The organism is Haloarchaeobius pelagicus (assembly GCF_051207375.1).
In the GTDB taxonomy this organism is placed as follows: Archaea; Halobacteriota; Halobacteria; order Halobacteriales; family Natrialbaceae; genus Haloarchaeobius.
In genome coordinates this window covers 125,818-140,625 of the sequence record NZ_JBPJZD010000001.1, presented here as the reverse complement: position 1 = coordinate 140,625, position 14,808 = coordinate 125,818, and the positions used below count along the sequence as shown (strand labels likewise).

Below are 14,808 nucleotides of genomic sequence, written 5' to 3'. Positions count from 1 at the left end.
ACGACAGCCCCACGCCGTCTTGCGGTTTGGCGTGCGAACGCACACCAAAGGGGGCCTCAGGAGAGGCGTGCGATGTCCGCCAGCACCGCGCTCGCAGTGGGGTCACCACCTGCCCCGCGCCCCCGGAGCGCGAGGGTGCCCGCGTGGGTCGTCTCGAGCTGGACGATGTTCTCCGTCCCGGTCACCGCAAGCGGGCTGTCCGTCGGGACGAGTCGCGGGCCGACACGGATGCCGGACGGGGTCGCCTCGCCGACGAGGCGGACGGTCTGGCCGTCGGACTGGGCGAGCTGGAGCGCGCTCGGGGGGATGTCGACGATGCCCTCCACGTCCGCGTCCGCGAGCGTGTACTCGATCTCACCTTCCGCGAGCACGTTCGAGAGGATGACGCATTTGAGCGCGGCGTCGGTCCCCTCGACGTCGAAGGCGGGGTCGGCCTCGGCGACGCCGAGGTCCTGTGCCTCCGCGAGGACGTGCTCGTAGTCCAGCCCTTCGGCGGCCATCCGCGAGAGGATGAAGTTCGCCGTCCCGTTGAGGACGCCCCGCACCGCGGTGACCTGCGACGGGCCGTAGTCCGCGACCGTGCCCAGCACCGGGATAGCGCCGGCGACGGTCGCCTCGAACAGCACCTCGCCGTCGCTCTCGGCTTCGAGCGCCTGCACGTCCGCGTAGCGCTCCGCGACCGGCCCCTTGTTCGCCAGCACGACGTGCCTGTCGCGCTCCAGCGCGGTGCGCACGTGCGAGAAGGCTGGTTCGGCGTCACCGAGCGTGGTCGGCGTCGCCTCGACGAGCACGTCGTACTCGCCGTCGAGCACCACGTCCGGGTCGGCAGACCCGACGTGGCCCCGCGCCGACTTCCGGCTGAGGATCGCGTCGACGTCGATGCCGTCGGGGTTCGACACGCCGGAGCTCGAGTCCGCGAGCCCGGTCACCGTGTGCCCGTGCTCGCCCGCGAGCCGCGCGACCGACCGGCCGACCGCGCCCGCACCGAGGATGGCGACCTTCATGCCTCACCCTCCACGAGCGGTTCGACGACACGCAGGTCCTTGCGCTCGGCGACCTTCCGGACGACCGAGAGCGCCTCCTCGGTCTGACCCGGCTCGACCGCGAGCTGTGCGCGTGCGCTCGAAACGTCGTCGGTACCTGCCGGCGCGTCGAGCGCGAAGTCGGTCACCGAAGCCCCACTGCACTCCTCGATGGTCTCCAGGGTGTCCGAGAGGTCCGTCTCGACGAGGTGCCCGACGAGCAGGACGCTCACCTGTTCGGCGTACTGGTCGGCACCCGCCTGGATGATGGTCACACCCGCGTCCCTGAGCCCGTTGACGACGTCGTCGAAACGACTCGGCGTACACTCCAGGTCGACCTCGACCGGGATGTTCCCCCGCGGTGTGAGGTTCCCCCGTTCGTGGAAGATAGAGAGGAGGTTCCCTCCGTTGTCCGCGATGGGACGCAGCGCGCGCAACAGTTCGCCCGGCTCGTCGACGAGTTCCAGCCGGACTGTGTACGCTCGCCGCGTCTCGGAGACGTCAGTCGCCATCGAAATCACCCGCGAAGAACACGGCGCGTCGTCGGTCCATACGTAGGTCTGACCTGCCTGAGCGATATAAGCCTTCAGCCACTCGCAAAACTCTCCTCTCCTTCGGTGAGTACTTTCGCATCGGGCGACTCGTTTCGCCATCGGTGACTGGTTTCACCTTCGGTGACTTCTTTGCCGCCCGACCGAACCCTTCGGTATGTCCATCGCACGGCAACTGTTCGACGTCCTCGTGGCGGGCGTGCTCGCGTTCGCCATCCTGTTCGTCGGAAGCTACGTCGCGCCACAGCTGGCCTCGACGCTCGCCATCCTCGCCGCCTGCGGGTTCTACTTCTCGCGCTACCCGTGGGGGTCACAGGACGGCACGGATATCAACGACCGTATCGACGACCTGTACGACCGCTACCTGCCGTTCTGAGGGTAAAACATCACTCCCGGTACGTCTGAGCCAGCCGGTCGAGGTGAGCCCCGACCGCGTCCCTCGCCTCCTGCTGGCCGGTGCAGGACTCCTCGGGACACCACTCCGCGACGACCGGCTCCGGGTCGTCAGGGCGGAGCGCGACTGCCCTGATGACGATGGTCCGCTCCGTGAGTTCGGCCACCGTCCGGCGCAGTTCCTCGCGTTCGCCCGCTGGACCGCCCACCGCCGACGGCTCGTCATCGCTCCCACTGCCGGCCGAGGTGGCGACTGGTGGCGAGATGACCGTCGTGTGGACGCCGACCGGGAGCAGCTGACGACCACAGTGGGGGCAGCCTGCAGGCACGTTACATTCCGTATGTCTCGCGGTATAGAATAAACCTTCCTGATAACGAATCATACACTCAGTTCAACCAACAGACGCGCCGCTGGGCGGGGTCGAGAACGAAAGAGAGGAGAATCGAGTTACAGGTAGTCGTCAGCGCCTTCCGGCAGCTCGAGCTTCATCCCCTTGCGCTCGCGGATCTCCATGATCTTCTCCTTCTGGAGACTGTCGGACATGAACTCGAAGCCGGCGTTCTCCGTGTTCCACGACGCACGACCCTCGGTCGCGCTGCGGATGTCGGAGGAGAAGCCGATCATCTCGTCGACGGGCGCGATACCCTCGACGACCATGAGGTCACCCTCCTGGTACATGTCGTCGACGCGGCCACGGCGACCCTGGATCTCGCCGGAGGCAGCGCCCATGTGCTCGTTCGGCACGTCGAGGCGGACGTCCTGCATCGGCTCCATCAGCGCGACACCCGCGTGGATGAGCGAACGGTGGACGGCCTCACGGACCGCAGGGATGACCTGCGCCGGACCACGGTGGATGGTGTCCTCGTGGAGTCGGGCGTCCTTCAGGCGAAGGAGCGCACCCTGAACGGGTTCGGCAGCCAGCGGCCCGTCTGCGAGCGCCTCTTCGAGGCCCTCGATGACGAGTTCCATCGTCTCGTTGAGGTGCTGGATACCCTTCGTGTCGTCGATGAGGACGTTCGTCCCGAAGATGTGCTCGACGTTCTGGGAGGTGTCCTTGTCCATGCCGGCCTCCTGGAAGGCCTCACGGCGTTCCAGTTCGGGCATGTCCATGGAGACCTCGCCCATGCGGATCTTCTCGACGATGTCCTCGTCCATCGGCTCGAGGGTCATGTAGAACCGGTTGTGGCGGTTCGGGGAGATACCCTCGACCTCGCCGGTCTCCGCGCGCGGTGCCTCGCGGTAGACGACGATTGGCTCACCGGTGATGACCGGGATGCCCTGGTTGCGCTCGATGCGCTGGGTGATGACCTCGAGGTGGAGCTCGCCCTGCCCGGAGATGAGGTGCTCGCCCGTGTCCTCGTTGATCGTGATCTGGATGGTCGGGTCTTCCTTGGAGACCTGACGGAGCGTCTCGATGAGCTTCGGCAGGTCGTCCATGTTCTTCGCCTCGACGGACTTCGTGATGACCGGCTCCGAGATGTGCTCGATGGACTCGAACGGCGTCATCTCGACGGAGGAGACCGTCGAGCCAGCGATGGCGTCACGCAGGCCGGTGACGGCCGCGATGTTCCCTGCCGGCACGTGGTCCACTTCCTCGCGCTCGCCACCCATGTAGAGCCCGACGCTCTGGAGGCGGTTCGTCCCGGCCGTCCCGGAGACGTAGAGGTCCTGGCCCTTCTCCATCGTTCCGGAGAAGACACGACCGGTCGCGATCTCGCCAGCGTGGGGGTCCATGTGGATGTCCGTACACATGAAGACGACCTCGCCGTCGTCGTCGACCAGACGCATCTGCTCGGCCAGCTCGCTCTCGTCGTCACCACGCCAGATGCGCGGGATACGACGGGGCTGGGCGTCGATGGGGTTCGGGAAGTGGTCGACGACCATGTCGAGCACGACGTTCGAGAGCGGCGTCTTCTCGTGGAGTTCCTTGCGCTTGCCGGCGCGCTCCATGTCGATGATGTCGCCGAAGTCGAGACCGGTGCGCTCCATGGAGTTGACGGAGACGCCCCACATGTACAGGGCGGACCCGAATGCGACGGTTCCATCCTGGACCGAGACGGTCCAGTCGTCGACGTCGTCCATGTCCTCGGTCATCCCGCGGATGAGCTCGTTGACGTTACCGATGACCTTCTGGAGACGCTCTTGCATCTCCTGGGGGCCTTCCTGCAGCTCCGAGATGAGGCGGTCGACCTTGTTGATGAACAGGGCCGGCTTCACACCCTCGCGGAGCGCCTGCCGAACGACGGTCTCCGTCTGCGGCATGGCTCCCTCGACTGCGTCCACGACGACGAGTGCGCCGTCGACTGCACGCATCGCACGCGTCACGTCGCCACCGAAGTCGACGTGGCCCGGCGTGTCGATGAGGTTGATCAGGTGGTTCTTGTCGTCCACTTCGTGGGTCATCGACACGTTCGCCGCGTCGATGGTGATCCCACGTTCCTGCTCGTCCTCTTCCGTGTCCATCATGAGCTTGGTCGCCTCACCTTCGTCGGCGATCATGCCCGTCCCGGCGAGCAGGTTGTCTGTGAGTGTCGTCTTACCGTGGTCGACGTGCGCGGCGATGGCGATGTTCCGGATGTGCTCCGGGTTGTCCATCAGCCGTTCGCACTGTTCGACGATCTTCTTTCGTCTACCCATTGGTGTTGCGTACCGACGTAGGCGGTAAAAGTATGCTGTTTTCGATTCGCCATGACACCGTGAGACGGCCGTTTTCGGGCACCTCGGAACGGCTTGGTGAGTCAATAATACGCACAGTAGCCACGGAACTCGGGCGTCGGAACCGTCGTGAGACCGCTGTCACCGGGCATCGTGTCGACGAACAAAGCATTTACCCCCGGGACCGATAGTCCTCGCATGAAGCCGAATATGGTCCCCCGTCGAGGATTTCTCGCACGCCTCGGCACAGCCGCGGGCGTCGTCGGTTCCGCTGGCTGTCTCAGTAGCTTCGGGAACGCCAAGTACACGTTCTACACGTTCCCAGAGGCGGACTCTCTCGCCGAGTTGACCGAGGGCTTCATCGAGACGGACCCGACCAGTATCGGGGCAAACCAATCCATCGACTACTCGGCCGAGTACAAGCGGTCGGTCGTCGAGACGCTCTTCGAGCAAGGGACCGCCGAGTCTGTCCAGTGGCAACTCGCGTACGACCGCACTTTCGGGACGACCAGCCGCCCGAAACCACGGTTCATCGAACGCGACGGGACCTATTACTGGGTCACCGAGACCGACCAGACCGAGTTCACGGAGACCCGCTGGGTGTTCTACCTCGACCTCGTCGACGAGACGCCCGACAGTGGCGATACGGTCGTCACCGAGCCGCCGTCATCCCTGTCGGAGACGGACCAGTTGCTCGTCCGACGCGCGCTCGAAGCGGCACGGGATACGCACGGTGGCTACCAGGACGTCGACGACAAGCAGCTACAGGCTCGCGGTCCCGACTTCCACCACGAGATGGACCCCGAAGCGAGCGACCTCGTACCGTCTGCCCCCTTCGATTACGTCCGGCAGGGCGACCAGTATCTCGTCCCGCGCGCCGAGCAAGGGCCAGTCGACCTGACGCGATACACGTTCAGCGCCGAAGAAGTCGCGTCCTCGAAAGCGGAGCTCCAGCAGTACGTCGAAGAGAACCTCGTCGACGCGGTGTTCGACCCGGCAGAGCTCGGCCCCGACGCGCTCGAAATCCTCCGAACCGCGACCGACCTCCGCCAAGGTCGAATCTACACCGAGAAAGGAGAGCTATCCGACGGCCTGCGGGTGCTGACCGAACGACTCGGGATGGCACCACACATCCCAGCAGAGGTCTCGCAGTTCACCGCACTCAACGGCACCATCCTCTCGTTCGAGGGGCGCTGGTACCGCGGGTCGCTGTCCATTCGGTCGACGATGTTCTAGAGCCCACGAAACCCAGTATCGGCAACGGTTCACAGGGCCGGAACCCTCATACGGGTAGAACGCTTGTGAATGTATAGCATGGAGGTTCGCGTACAGGGTTCCGGGCCCACGGCTCCCTTCTTGAGCGCCCGGGACGTCTTCGAGACCGAGGCCGACGTCCAGTTGCCGATTCACGTCCACGTCAGGGACGACCCCGACGAGCGGACCTGGACAGGCCACTACGACGACCACCACGTCCTCAACATCTCGCGGCGGGCCGCGACGAGCGTGATGGCCCGCGAACTCACCATCCACGAGTTCTCGCACATGGTGCGCTACGAGCAGAACCACCCCTCGCACGTCCAGTCCACCGAGGAGGCGCTGTTCCTGGGGCTCGCGGGCAACAGCGTCGAGCGCCGCAAGGTCGCACACTGCTACCAGATCGCGAACCACATGAAGGACATCTACGCCGACGACATCACGATGCGGGTGTCCCCACCCGAGAAACTCGTCTCCTTCCTCGAATCCAGCCTGGCCGCGGCGGTCGCCGACCAGCCGACCCCACCCCGGGCAGGCCTGATGCCCATCCAACCGGGGTCGGACCCGGACATCACGGCGGTCAACGCCGCCTTCGCGCTGGCCCTGGTGGAGCGCCACGACCTCGTCGACGACGACCACCCGATTTACGACCTCGCACGCGTGGCCGCGGGCGACGCACCCGACGTGAGCGTCGAGCGATTCAAGCAACGGTTCGCCACGCTCGCGGACGACCCCTCCGAGAGCGAGTACCGCAAGGCCCTGGTCGACGTGACCCGGGAGTACGCTCTCGGGCGGCAGCAGGCCGCGGACTGAGTGGGGCGAGCAAGTTCAAACGGCCATTTTAGGTAAGCGAGCCGAGATATACTCGCACGTCCTCTGTACCGGCATGACCACCTGGAATCGACGGGAGGTGCTCGCCCTGGCGGGCGCGCTCTCCATCCCGGCCCTGGCGGGCTGTCTCGGGAGCCTCGGCAACGGTGGCTCCGGCGTGACGCCCGGCCTGCTCGCCTCCGACCTCTCCCGCGACACCGACCCCGACGTCTCGACCGACACCCTCCGCGACCAGGTTCGCGCGAACACCCAGTTCGCGCTCGACCTGCACCACAACCGGGTGGCCGAGAAGCCCGCGGAGAACCTGTTCCTCTCGCCGCTCAGCATCTCGCTCGCCATGGCGATGGTGTGGGCCGGTGCCCGCGGCGACACCGAGGCGCAGATAGCGGAAACCCTGCACTACGTCTCCGACCAGGAAGACCTCCACCCGACGTTCAATCGGCTGGACCTCGCGCTGGACGCCCCGGACGACGCCGAGGACGAGGCCTTCCGCCTGGACCTCGTGAACGCCCTCTGGGGCCAGACCGACTACCCCATCGACGGCGACTACCTCGACACCATCGCCCGGAACTACGGCGCTGGCCTGCGGACCCTCGACTTCGCGGCCGAGCCCGAGGCCGCCCGCGAGACCATCAATTCGTGGGTCGCCGACCAGACCGAAGACCGCATCGAGGAGCTGCTCCCTCAGGACTCCATCACCGACCTGACCCGGCTCGTGGGCACCAACGCGGTCTACTTCAAGGCGAAGTGGGCCCAGACCTTCCCGGAGGAATCGACCTCGAATGGTGCCTTCACGGCCCTCGACGGCACGGAATCGCAGGTCCCCCTGATGCGCCACTCCGAGGCGTCGGTCCCCTACGCCAAGGTCGACGGTGCACAGGCCATCGAACTCCCCTACGAGGGCGACACGGCCAGCATGGTCGTCGTCCTGCCCCCCGAGGGCGAGTTCGAGGCGTACGAGCACGCACTGGACGCCGACGGGCTCCACACCCTGTTCGACGCGCTCGAAGAGAACGACGGCCGGGTCGTCCTCCCCAGGTTCACCTTCGGGACGAAGGTCGGCCTGAACCAGGCATTGAAAGACCTCGGGATGCCCGACGCCTTCGACCACGACCTCGCGGACTTCTCCGGCCTGGTCGAACCCGGTACCCCGGAACGGCTCGCCATCGACGACGTGCAACACGAGAGCTTCGTCGCGGTCGACGAGTCGGGCACCGAGGCGACCGCCGCGACCGGCGTCGTCGTCGGCGACGAGTCCGCCCCGATGAACCCCTTCGAGTTCGTCGCGGACCGGCCGTTCCTGTTCGCCATCCGGCACCGCGAGACCGACTCGATGGTCTTCCTCGGGCGGGTCGTGGACGCGGCGGCGGCGCAGTCAGCCGAGTAATCGGTCCTCAGCCCGTGGCCCCGGTCACGACCGGGACGAGCCCCGCGAGCGCGAGCCCCGCCCCGACCGCCAGCACCACGTAATCCACCCGCGAGAACGACATCTCGGGCGGCGTCGGGTTCCACGAGAAACAGCGCGCCTGGAGCGCCACCGACAGTCGGTCTGCCCGCTCCAGCGCCCGCGAAAGCCCCACGAGTACCAGCCGTCGCGCCCGGTCGACGACGGACCGGTTCGCGCCACCCCGTGCCTGTATCGCCTCGCGAATCGAGCGGACGTCACGGCGTAACAGCGGGAGGAACCGCAGCGTGAGCGCCATCCCGACGCCGAGCAGCCGCCCGGCTTTGCCAGGGACGTGGCGCTGGATGGCCGCCCGTGTCTCCCGGACAGGCGTCGACGTGACGTACGCCATGCTCACGAACAGCACGAGAATCACCCGTGAGATGGACAGCGCCGAATCGACCGCCTGTGCTGGCACCAGCCAGGGCGGCCCGAGCGTCAGGGCCCCGATGAGCGGCCCGACCAGCAAGAACGCGAGGACGACCCGGTACGCGTGAACCACCGCGACCGGCGAGAGCCGCGCGGCCGCGAGCGAGGCGGCGGCGACGAGGGCCATCGCGGCCAGCCACGGCGGCGTCGGGTTCGCGAACACGGCCACGGCGAAGCCCATCTGGAACACGAGCTTGGCGCGTGCGTCCAGGTCGTGGGCGACCGAGTCACCCGGTGCGTATGCGAGCATGGTAGGTTACGAAGACGGCACGTCGACGGCGACCCCCGCCAGGTCGTCCCGGACCGCGTGGGGCGAACCGTCGACGACGACGTGACCATCGGACAGCGCGACCACGCGGTCGGCACGGTCCAGCAGGTCGCGGAGGTCGTGGGTGACGACGACGATACTCGTCCCGTCGGCGTGCAGGTCGTCCAGCCGGGCCAGCACCGACCGGCGGGCACGCTGGTCGAGCCCGGCGAAGGGCTCGTCGAGCACGAGGTGACTGGGTTCCATCGCGAGTGCGCCCGCGATAGCGACCCGCGACTGCTCCCCGCCGGAGAGCTCGTCGACCCGTTCGTCCTCGCGGCCCGCCAGCCCGACCGCGTCGAGCGACGCCGAGACGCGGCGGTCCACCTCCTCGCGAGGCACGCCCAGGTTCTCCGGGCCGAACGCCACGTCAGCACCCACGGTCGAGGCGACCAGCTGGTCCCGCGGGTGCTGGAACACCATCCCGACGCTGGTCCGGGCGGCGACCGGGTTCTCGACCACGGACTCGCCATCGACCGTGACCGTTCCCGAGTCGGGGGCCAGCAGCCCGTTGAAGTGCCGGACCAACGTCGTCTTCCCGCTCCCGTTCGGCCCGACGAGCAAGAGGAACTCCCCGTCGGGAATCGTCAGCGAGACGCCGTCCAGCGCGTCGTGGTCGCCGAACCGATGGACCAGGTCCGCGACCCGTATCATCCAGTCAGCTCGGTGAGGTCGCCCGCGTAGACCAGCCCGATGACTGCGGCCATCTCTGCCAGGTCGCCGGGCAGGAACGGGAGCATGAACGTGAACGCCTTCCCGAGCGACCAGTCGAGCACGAACGCCATGTACGGCGTGCCGACGACGTAGATGATGGCGATACCGAGACAGATGGCCACGACCTGCGTGGGGACCGACACCGCAGCGAGCGAGCGCGTCTCGAACCCGCGGTGGACGACCGCGCCGATGGCCACGGCGGCCAGCAGGAACCCGACGATGAACCCACCGGAGGCCCCGACCAGCGTCCCCAGGCCCGCGCTCCCCTCCGCGAAGACGGGTGCCCCCGCGACGCCGGTCAGGATATACAGGACCATGGCGAAACCACCCCACCGCGCCCCCAGCACGAGGCCGGCGAGGAACACCGCCGTCGTCTGGAGCGTCACCGGCGGGAGCGGCCCCGGCATCGGCACCGCGACCTGTGCCAGTGCCGCGGCCAGCGCCGCGAACATCGCAGACGCCGCGACCATCTTGACCGTTTCACCCTCGACGAGGTCGACCTCGCCGTACCCCTCTGTCTGTGATTCCGAATCTGCCATGTACGGAACAGGCTCGTCAACCAGTAAAATCGTATCGGTTGACGGGTCGTCTCGAGGGGGCGAACCGAACCACGTGGCGCGCGCTGGCGGCAGTGCGAACGAAGTGAGCCAGCCGACGAAAGCGCGCGAGGGGCGACTGGAACGGAGCGAAACGGAGTGAAGCGAAGTGAAAGGAGTCGGCTGGGGAGGGTGTGGGTGCGGTGCTGTGCGGGGCGGTTGCGGTGGCGGTCTCCACTGCCATCGGCGCGAGTCACATGCTTGTAGACCCAACCGTCAGCAACACACTCTCGGCAGGCCCCAACAGAAACCGAGAGTCGCCACTCACGACACGCAGAAAACCGAAAAGACAGAAACCGCAGACGTTAGCGGGCTGCAGCCGCGACGCGCTCTTTCTCTTCCTTCTGGCTGATCGGGTACGCCTGGACGTCGTAGTTGGCGGCACCGATGAGCTGCTGGGCGAGACTTTCAGCGGCCGGGGTGGCCGTCTTGTAGGAGGCCTTGTATGCCCCGTCCGCGATGAACTTCAGGGACTGGTCGACGCGACGCTGCGGTGCGACGTCGACGGCCTTCGGGACGGAGATGCCACCGTACTTCAGGCGGACGGTCTCCTCGCGGGGTGCCGCGTTCTCGACGGCACGGACGAGCACCTGCACCGGGTTCTCCTCGGTGCGCTCGTGGACGATGTCGAACGCCTCGCGGACGATCTTCAGCGCCTTCTGCTTCTTCCCCGTGTTCTCCTCGGTCTGCATGAGGCGGTTGGTGAGCCGCTCGACGATGGAGATCTCGGACTTCTTGAACTGCTTGGAGGCGTGACGGCCCATCGTGTGCGCGATGGGGGTGACCGTGATGTAGCGCTCCGTGGAGGGGTCACGGTACTCGATCTCCGTGATGTCCCACTTCGTGAACAGCTGTGCGCGGGCAGTGTCGTCGTCGGTGCCGGCGGGCTTGTCCGGCTCGGGTGTGTCTTCTGCTGCCATTGTTTAACGCACCGGTTTCTCTGCGTTACCGCGGACGAGTTCGATCATCGAGACACCGTTGACCTTCTCGACCTTGTAGTTCACGCCGGAAAGGTCACCCATCGCGCGACCCTTCGCACCACCGATACCGGCGATGGTGACCTCGTCGTGCTCGTCGATGAACGAGATCGCACCGTCACCGGGACAGAACGCGGTGACCTGCTTCCCGTTCTTGATGAGCTGAACGCGGACACACTTCCGGATTGCAGAGTTCGGCTGCTTCGCTTCGATGCCGACCTTCTCCAGGACGATACCACGACCCTGCGGCGCACCCTCGAGGGGGTCGGACTTCTTGCGAAGCCCGCGCTCGCGTCGGGCGTACTCGGAGTCGGACCACCGGTGGTTCTGGCGGTCCTTCTTCAGTTTGCGTGCGGCGTATTTGCCGTTTGCCATAGTATCAGTCGCTACCTGACGGAGGCACTTAAGCCTCCCTCTTTCGACCCGGAGTTACGCCCCCAGCGGGCGCGAGAGGGTGCAAAGAAGGAATCTGAGGCAGTCTCAGAGATTCGAGTTACGGGTTCTGCGAGCGTTTTATCCAGTAAAGTCCGCGCAACGCCGCTCGTTCGGGTCGCGTTGTGTCCCGTGTCTGGCCGTACGCACCCCCTGCCAGCGACTCCGTCGTTCACCACTACGACGCGTCTCGGCATCCCCGTACAGGTGCAACCCAGCGCGGTGCTACCAGCTGAGACAGGAGTCGAGAATCCGAAAGAATCGGGCCTCAGAACAGCGGGGAGAGTTCCTCGTCGCTGTCCGAGAGCAGATCTTCGAGGTTCGCCTCGGACTGTGACCGGATGTCCTCGATGTTCTCCAGCGCCTCGATGGCGACCTGCTGGAGTTCCTTGATCCGCGGCACGTTGGTCACGCCCGACAGCAGGACGACGCACGCCACCGCGTTCTCCTTCGGGAGCGGGTAGTCGCCGCCGCGAATCTCCATCGAGCCGGTCTGCTCCTCGAGCCACTTCCGCCCGCGCTCGATGCCTTTCCGGTTGAGCCGGGTCGGCGGGCCCGCGACGACCAGCAACGCCCGCTCGGCACCCTGGACCTCACACGGCAGGGTGAGCCGCCCGAGCGTCGCCTTCCGGACCAGCGACGTGATGCGGTTGGTCTCGTCGACCTCGTCGAGGTCCTCCTTCGAGAAGCGCGAGAGCAGCCCACCCTTCTTCTGGTCCCCGAGCGGGTCCACCGCGTAGCCGATGGTCGAGACGCCGCCACCCGCGAGCGTGTTGATTATCTCCGAAGAGTCGACGACGCTCTCTGCGACCACGTCGCCCGCTTCGATCTCGCCCGCGCCGAACAGGAGTCCGAGTCGCCGGACGATCTCGTCGTTGATGGTCGCGTAGCCACCCTCGACGGACTCCCCGGTCGAGCGCCAGGCGTCGTTGTCGAACACGATGAGGTTGTCCACCTCGCGGACGAACGTCTGGAACGAGCGCGCGGCGTTCAGGGTATAGATGCCACCCTCCTGGGAACTCGGGACGATACCGAGCCCGTACACCGGTTCGCTGTAGATGCGCTTGAGGTGCTTCGCGAGGACGGGCGCGCCACCGCTCCCGGTGCCGCCACCGAGCCCGGCGACGATGAGGAACGCGTCGACCTCGTGGACCGGAACCCCGTCCAGTGCGGCCTGCACCTCCTCGATGTCCTCCTGTGCGACCTCCGCGCCGAGTTCGTTGTCAGCACCGACCCCGTGCCCCTTCACCCGTGTCTGGCCGATGAGCACGCGGTTCTCCGGCGGGACGTGTTCGAGGCCGTGCAGGTCCGCCTTCGCCGTGTTGACGGCGATGGCCGCTCGAACCGTCTTCCCCCGGGTCTGGCGGTCGAACTCGATGAACCGGTCGACGACCTTCCCCCCCGCCTGCCCGAAGCCGATCATCGCGAGTTTCACTTCGAGACACCCCCGCTGGAATGAATGCAGACCATAGTAACGACTACTGATACGACGGCGGGGTAGATAAATTTCTGCAGGGAAATGAGGTGTCGACCCGAACTCAGGTCAACTGGATGTCATCAACGTCGAAGTGACGCGCAGCGAGCCGCCGGGCCGCGTCGATGTTGCGACCGTCGACACCGATGGCGACACCCGTGTCCTCCTCTGCGACCTCGGCGTAGGCAACCGTGTCACCGTTCTCGCTGATGGTGACGTGGTACACCGCCGCGGGCGCGAGCGCGTTCGCGACGAAGTCCTCGACGAGGCTCGCGTCCTCGACCAGTTTCACGTCGCGCTTGAGCTTCTCCTCGAACGTGCGGACGTGCTGTCCACCCGGCCCGATGGCCTCGCCCATGTCGCCCGCTGCGACGAGGACGATGACCCGGTCGTCGTCGACCAGACAGTCGCGTCCGGTCGCACCCGTCACGTCTTCGAACAGCGCCAGGATACGGCGCGCCTCGTCGGACAGCGTGATCGCCATCAGTCGGCCTGTTCGGGCTGGCGACTGACCGAACCCATCTTGAGGTTCACGTCACCCGTGCCCAGCTTGATAGGCTTGCCGACGATGACGTTCTCCGTCACGCCGTTGAGGTCGTCGACCTCGCCGTGGATGGCCGCGTCGAGCAGGTGGTTGACCGTGACCTCGAACGCGGCACGCGCCAGCACCGACTCCTTCGAGCCGGAGATACCGTGTCGACCGATGGACTCGATCTCACCACGGTTCGTCATGATGTCTGCGACCAGCATCAGGTGCCGGATGTTCACGTCGTCGAGACCCTGCTCTTCGAGCGTGTTCTTCGTCTCCTCGATGATCGCCTCGCGAGCCGCCTCGATGCCGAGCTCGCGGTGGATCTCGTGGATGTTGTTACACGTCGAGCGCGACGCGTCGACGCCCTCGATGGTGAGCACGTCGCCGAAGGCCGACCCCTCGGTGTAGAGGACGAACTCTTCGCCCTCGTCGGTCTCCTCCTTGCGGATGACGACGCGGGTGACCTCCTCGATGCCCTTGAACGTGATGTCGCGCAGCTCCTCGACCAGCTGGAGCAGGTCGCGGTAGCTGGGCTCCTCGGGACCGAACTCGATGTTCGTCCCCTGCTGGATGGTCGTCACACCGAGGCTGTCCTCGATGATGTCGGCCACCTCGCCAGCGATCTCGTCCGTGCTATCCATGGTCGGCCAGCGCTCCTGGAGTGTGTCCGGGTTCAGGCTGACCTGCACGCGCATGTCGGCGACGTTCGTCGAGACGTCACCCAATGCGAGTATCTTCGTCGCCTCGATCTGCCAGACGACCTCGTGGGCGCGTTCGCGTTCCGTCGCGAACTCGTCCTCGAGGTACACCGTCATCATCGGCGTGTCCGGCGTCTTCCGGGCGTCCACCAGCTCGATGAGCCGTGGCAGGCCCTGCGTGACGTCGATCTCTGCGACACCCGCGTAGTGGAACGTGTTCATGGTGAGCTGGGTCCCCGGTTCCCCGATGGACTGCGCGCTCACCGTCCCGACGGGGTCGAGCGGATCGACCCGCGTGTCGAGGTAGCGGTGCTGGACCGCACGGGCGATCTCGTCCGCCTGCTCGACCGTCGCGCCACGTTCTTCGATCGTCTGGTACACCTCGTCTTTGAGTCGTCGCGGAAGCTCCGTGTCCTCCACGACGGCTTCTACATCGTCGGAAACGTCGAATTCAGTCATCGTTCACCTCCGAGCTTCGCTCGGTTGTGAGCCTGATTG

The 14,808-nt window shown here is 66.3% G+C and carries 16 protein-coding genes; 4 read left to right on the top strand and 12 right to left on the bottom strand.

Annotated features, from left to right (window positions below; translation table 11 throughout):
- Window positions 1-56: 56 nt before the first annotated feature.
- Together ACSC1S_RS00780 and ACSC1S_RS00775 are read right to left on the bottom strand one after the other, a co-directional pair.
- The gene (locus tag ACSC1S_RS00780) at window positions 57-1,004 is read right to left on the bottom strand and encodes a homoserine dehydrogenase (protein WP_435362738.1); all 948 of its coding nucleotides are present in this window, start codon (window positions 1,002-1,004) and stop codon (window positions 57-59) included.
- Window positions 1,001-1,534 (bottom strand): amino acid-binding protein, encoded by a 534-nt coding sequence (locus ACSC1S_RS00775; RefSeq protein ID WP_435316917.1) that lies wholly within the window; start codon window positions 1,532-1,534, stop codon window positions 1,001-1,003. The genes ACSC1S_RS00780 and ACSC1S_RS00775 overlap by 4 nt, the downstream gene beginning before the upstream one ends.
- 196 nt (window positions 1,535-1,730) lie before the next feature.
- Between ACSC1S_RS00775 and ACSC1S_RS00770 the strand changes: the two genes are divergently transcribed.
- Window positions 1,731-1,949 carry a hypothetical protein gene (locus tag ACSC1S_RS00770; RefSeq protein ID WP_435362737.1) on the top strand — a complete coding sequence of 73 codons (219 nt, stop codon included), beginning with the start codon at window positions 1,731-1,733 and terminating at the stop codon, window positions 1,947-1,949.
- Between the two features lie 10 nt (window positions 1,950-1,959).
- Here ACSC1S_RS00770 and ACSC1S_RS00765 read toward each other — a convergent pair whose 3' ends face one another.
- Window positions 1,960-2,295, bottom strand: a complete 336-nt coding sequence (locus tag ACSC1S_RS00765) for a hypothetical protein (protein WP_435362736.1) — start codon at window positions 2,293-2,295, stop codon at window positions 1,960-1,962.
- A gap of 119 nt (window positions 2,296-2,414) precedes the next feature.
- Complete coding sequence (locus ACSC1S_RS00760) at window positions 2,415-4,604, bottom strand: elongation factor EF-2 (RefSeq protein ID WP_435362735.1); 2,190 nt, start codon at window positions 4,602-4,604, stop codon at window positions 2,415-2,417.
- A 216-nt stretch (window positions 4,605-4,820) separates the two neighbouring features.
- Here ACSC1S_RS00760 and ACSC1S_RS00755 point away from each other — a divergent pair, with 216 nt between their 5' ends.
- From ACSC1S_RS00755 to ACSC1S_RS00745, 3 genes are all read left to right on the top strand, one after another.
- Window positions 4,821-5,858 (top strand): hypothetical protein, encoded by a 1,038-nt coding sequence (locus tag ACSC1S_RS00755; RefSeq protein ID WP_435362734.1) that lies wholly within the window; start codon window positions 4,821-4,823, stop codon window positions 5,856-5,858.
- Between the two features lie 78 nt (window positions 5,859-5,936).
- Window positions 5,937-6,689, top strand: coding sequence for a DUF5781 family protein (locus ACSC1S_RS00750; RefSeq protein ID WP_435316912.1), 753 nt, complete (start codon window positions 5,937-5,939; stop codon window positions 6,687-6,689).
- A gap of 73 nt (window positions 6,690-6,762) precedes the next feature.
- Window positions 6,763-8,094, top strand: a complete 1,332-nt coding sequence (locus tag ACSC1S_RS00745; RefSeq protein ID WP_435362733.1) for a serpin family protein — start codon at window positions 6,763-6,765, stop codon at window positions 8,092-8,094.
- A 7-nt stretch (window positions 8,095-8,101) separates the two neighbouring features.
- Here the strand turns inward: ACSC1S_RS00745 and ACSC1S_RS00740 are convergent, their stop codons facing one another.
- The 8 genes from ACSC1S_RS00740 to rpoA2 form a co-directional block, all read right to left on the bottom strand.
- Window positions 8,102-8,830: an energy-coupling factor transporter transmembrane component T family protein gene (locus ACSC1S_RS00740; protein WP_435362732.1), complete on the bottom strand. Its 729-nt coding sequence runs from the start codon at window positions 8,828-8,830 to the stop codon at window positions 8,102-8,104.
- A 6-nt stretch (window positions 8,831-8,836) separates the two neighbouring features.
- Window positions 8,837-9,541 (bottom strand): energy-coupling factor ABC transporter ATP-binding protein, encoded by a 705-nt coding sequence (locus ACSC1S_RS00735; RefSeq protein ID WP_435362731.1) that lies wholly within the window; start codon window positions 9,539-9,541, stop codon window positions 8,837-8,839.
- The gene (locus tag ACSC1S_RS00730) at window positions 9,538-10,140 is read right to left on the bottom strand and encodes a biotin transporter BioY (protein WP_435362730.1); all 603 of its coding nucleotides are present in this window, start codon (window positions 10,138-10,140) and stop codon (window positions 9,538-9,540) included. Before ACSC1S_RS00730 ends, ACSC1S_RS00735 begins: the two co-directional genes overlap by 4 nt.
- Window positions 10,141-10,502: 362 nt before the next feature.
- The gene (locus tag ACSC1S_RS00725) at window positions 10,503-11,117 is read right to left on the bottom strand and encodes a 30S ribosomal protein S7 (protein WP_435362729.1); all 615 of its coding nucleotides are present in this window, start codon (window positions 11,115-11,117) and stop codon (window positions 10,503-10,505) included.
- A 3-nt stretch (window positions 11,118-11,120) separates the two neighbouring features.
- Window positions 11,121-11,549 (bottom strand): 30S ribosomal protein S12, encoded by a 429-nt coding sequence (locus ACSC1S_RS00720; RefSeq protein ID WP_435316906.1) that lies wholly within the window; start codon window positions 11,547-11,549, stop codon window positions 11,121-11,123.
- Window positions 11,550-11,874: 325 nt separating this feature from the next.
- Window positions 11,875-13,041 (bottom strand): tubulin/FtsZ family protein, encoded by a 1,167-nt coding sequence (locus ACSC1S_RS00715; RefSeq protein ID WP_435316905.1) that lies wholly within the window; start codon window positions 13,039-13,041, stop codon window positions 11,875-11,877.
- A 103-nt stretch (window positions 13,042-13,144) separates the two neighbouring features.
- The gene (locus ACSC1S_RS00710) at window positions 13,145-13,564 is read right to left on the bottom strand and encodes a NusA-like transcription termination signal-binding factor (protein WP_435362728.1); all 420 of its coding nucleotides are present in this window, start codon (window positions 13,562-13,564) and stop codon (window positions 13,145-13,147) included.
- Complete coding sequence (gene rpoA2, locus ACSC1S_RS00705; RefSeq protein ID WP_435362727.1) at window positions 13,564-14,769, bottom strand: DNA-directed RNA polymerase subunit A''; 1,206 nt, start codon at window positions 14,767-14,769, stop codon at window positions 13,564-13,566. Before rpoA2 ends, ACSC1S_RS00710 begins: the two co-directional genes overlap by 1 nt.
- Window positions 14,770-14,808: the final 39 nt, after the last annotated feature.

What these genes read in the sequence shown, in the direction of transcription:
- rpoA2 (WP_435362727.1), bottom strand. Translation starts at nt 14,769, where the DNA reads ATGACTGAATTCGACGTTTCCGACGATGTAGAAGCCGTCGTGGAGGAC.
- ACSC1S_RS00725 (WP_435362729.1), bottom strand. Translation starts at nt 11,117, where the DNA reads ATGGCAGCAGAAGACACACCCGAGCCGGACAAGCCCGCCGGCACCGAC.
- ACSC1S_RS00780 (WP_435362738.1), bottom strand. Translation starts at nt 1,004, where the DNA reads ATGAAGGTCGCCATCCTCGGTGCGGGCGCGGTCGGCCGGTCGGTCGCG.
- ACSC1S_RS00720 (WP_435316906.1), bottom strand. Translation starts at nt 11,549, where the DNA reads ATGGCAAACGGCAAATACGCCGCACGCAAACTGAAGAAGGACCGCCAG.
- ACSC1S_RS00710 (WP_435362728.1), bottom strand. Translation starts at nt 13,564, where the DNA reads ATGGCGATCACGCTGTCCGACGAGGCGCGCCGTATCCTGGCGCTGTTC.
- ACSC1S_RS00770 (WP_435362737.1), top strand. Translation starts at nt 1,731, where the DNA reads ATGTCCATCGCACGGCAACTGTTCGACGTCCTCGTGGCGGGCGTGCTC.
- ACSC1S_RS00755 (WP_435362734.1), top strand. Translation starts at nt 4,821, where the DNA reads ATGAAGCCGAATATGGTCCCCCGTCGAGGATTTCTCGCACGCCTCGGC.
- ACSC1S_RS00775 (WP_435316917.1), bottom strand. Translation starts at nt 1,534, where the DNA reads ATGGCGACTGACGTCTCCGAGACGCGGCGAGCGTACACAGTCCGGCTG.
- ACSC1S_RS00735 (WP_435362731.1), bottom strand. Translation starts at nt 9,541, where the DNA reads ATGATACGGGTCGCGGACCTGGTCCATCGGTTCGGCGACCACGACGCG.
- ACSC1S_RS00745 (WP_435362733.1), top strand. Translation starts at nt 6,763, where the DNA reads ATGACCACCTGGAATCGACGGGAGGTGCTCGCCCTGGCGGGCGCGCTC.
- ACSC1S_RS00750 (WP_435316912.1), top strand. Translation starts at nt 5,937, where the DNA reads ATGGAGGTTCGCGTACAGGGTTCCGGGCCCACGGCTCCCTTCTTGAGC.
- ACSC1S_RS00740 (WP_435362732.1), bottom strand. Translation starts at nt 8,830, where the DNA reads ATGCTCGCATACGCACCGGGTGACTCGGTCGCCCACGACCTGGACGCA.
- ACSC1S_RS00730 (WP_435362730.1), bottom strand. Translation starts at nt 10,140, where the DNA reads ATGGCAGATTCGGAATCACAGACAGAGGGGTACGGCGAGGTCGACCTC.
- ACSC1S_RS00760 (WP_435362735.1), bottom strand. Translation starts at nt 4,604, where the DNA reads ATGGGTAGACGAAAGAAGATCGTCGAACAGTGCGAACGGCTGATGGAC.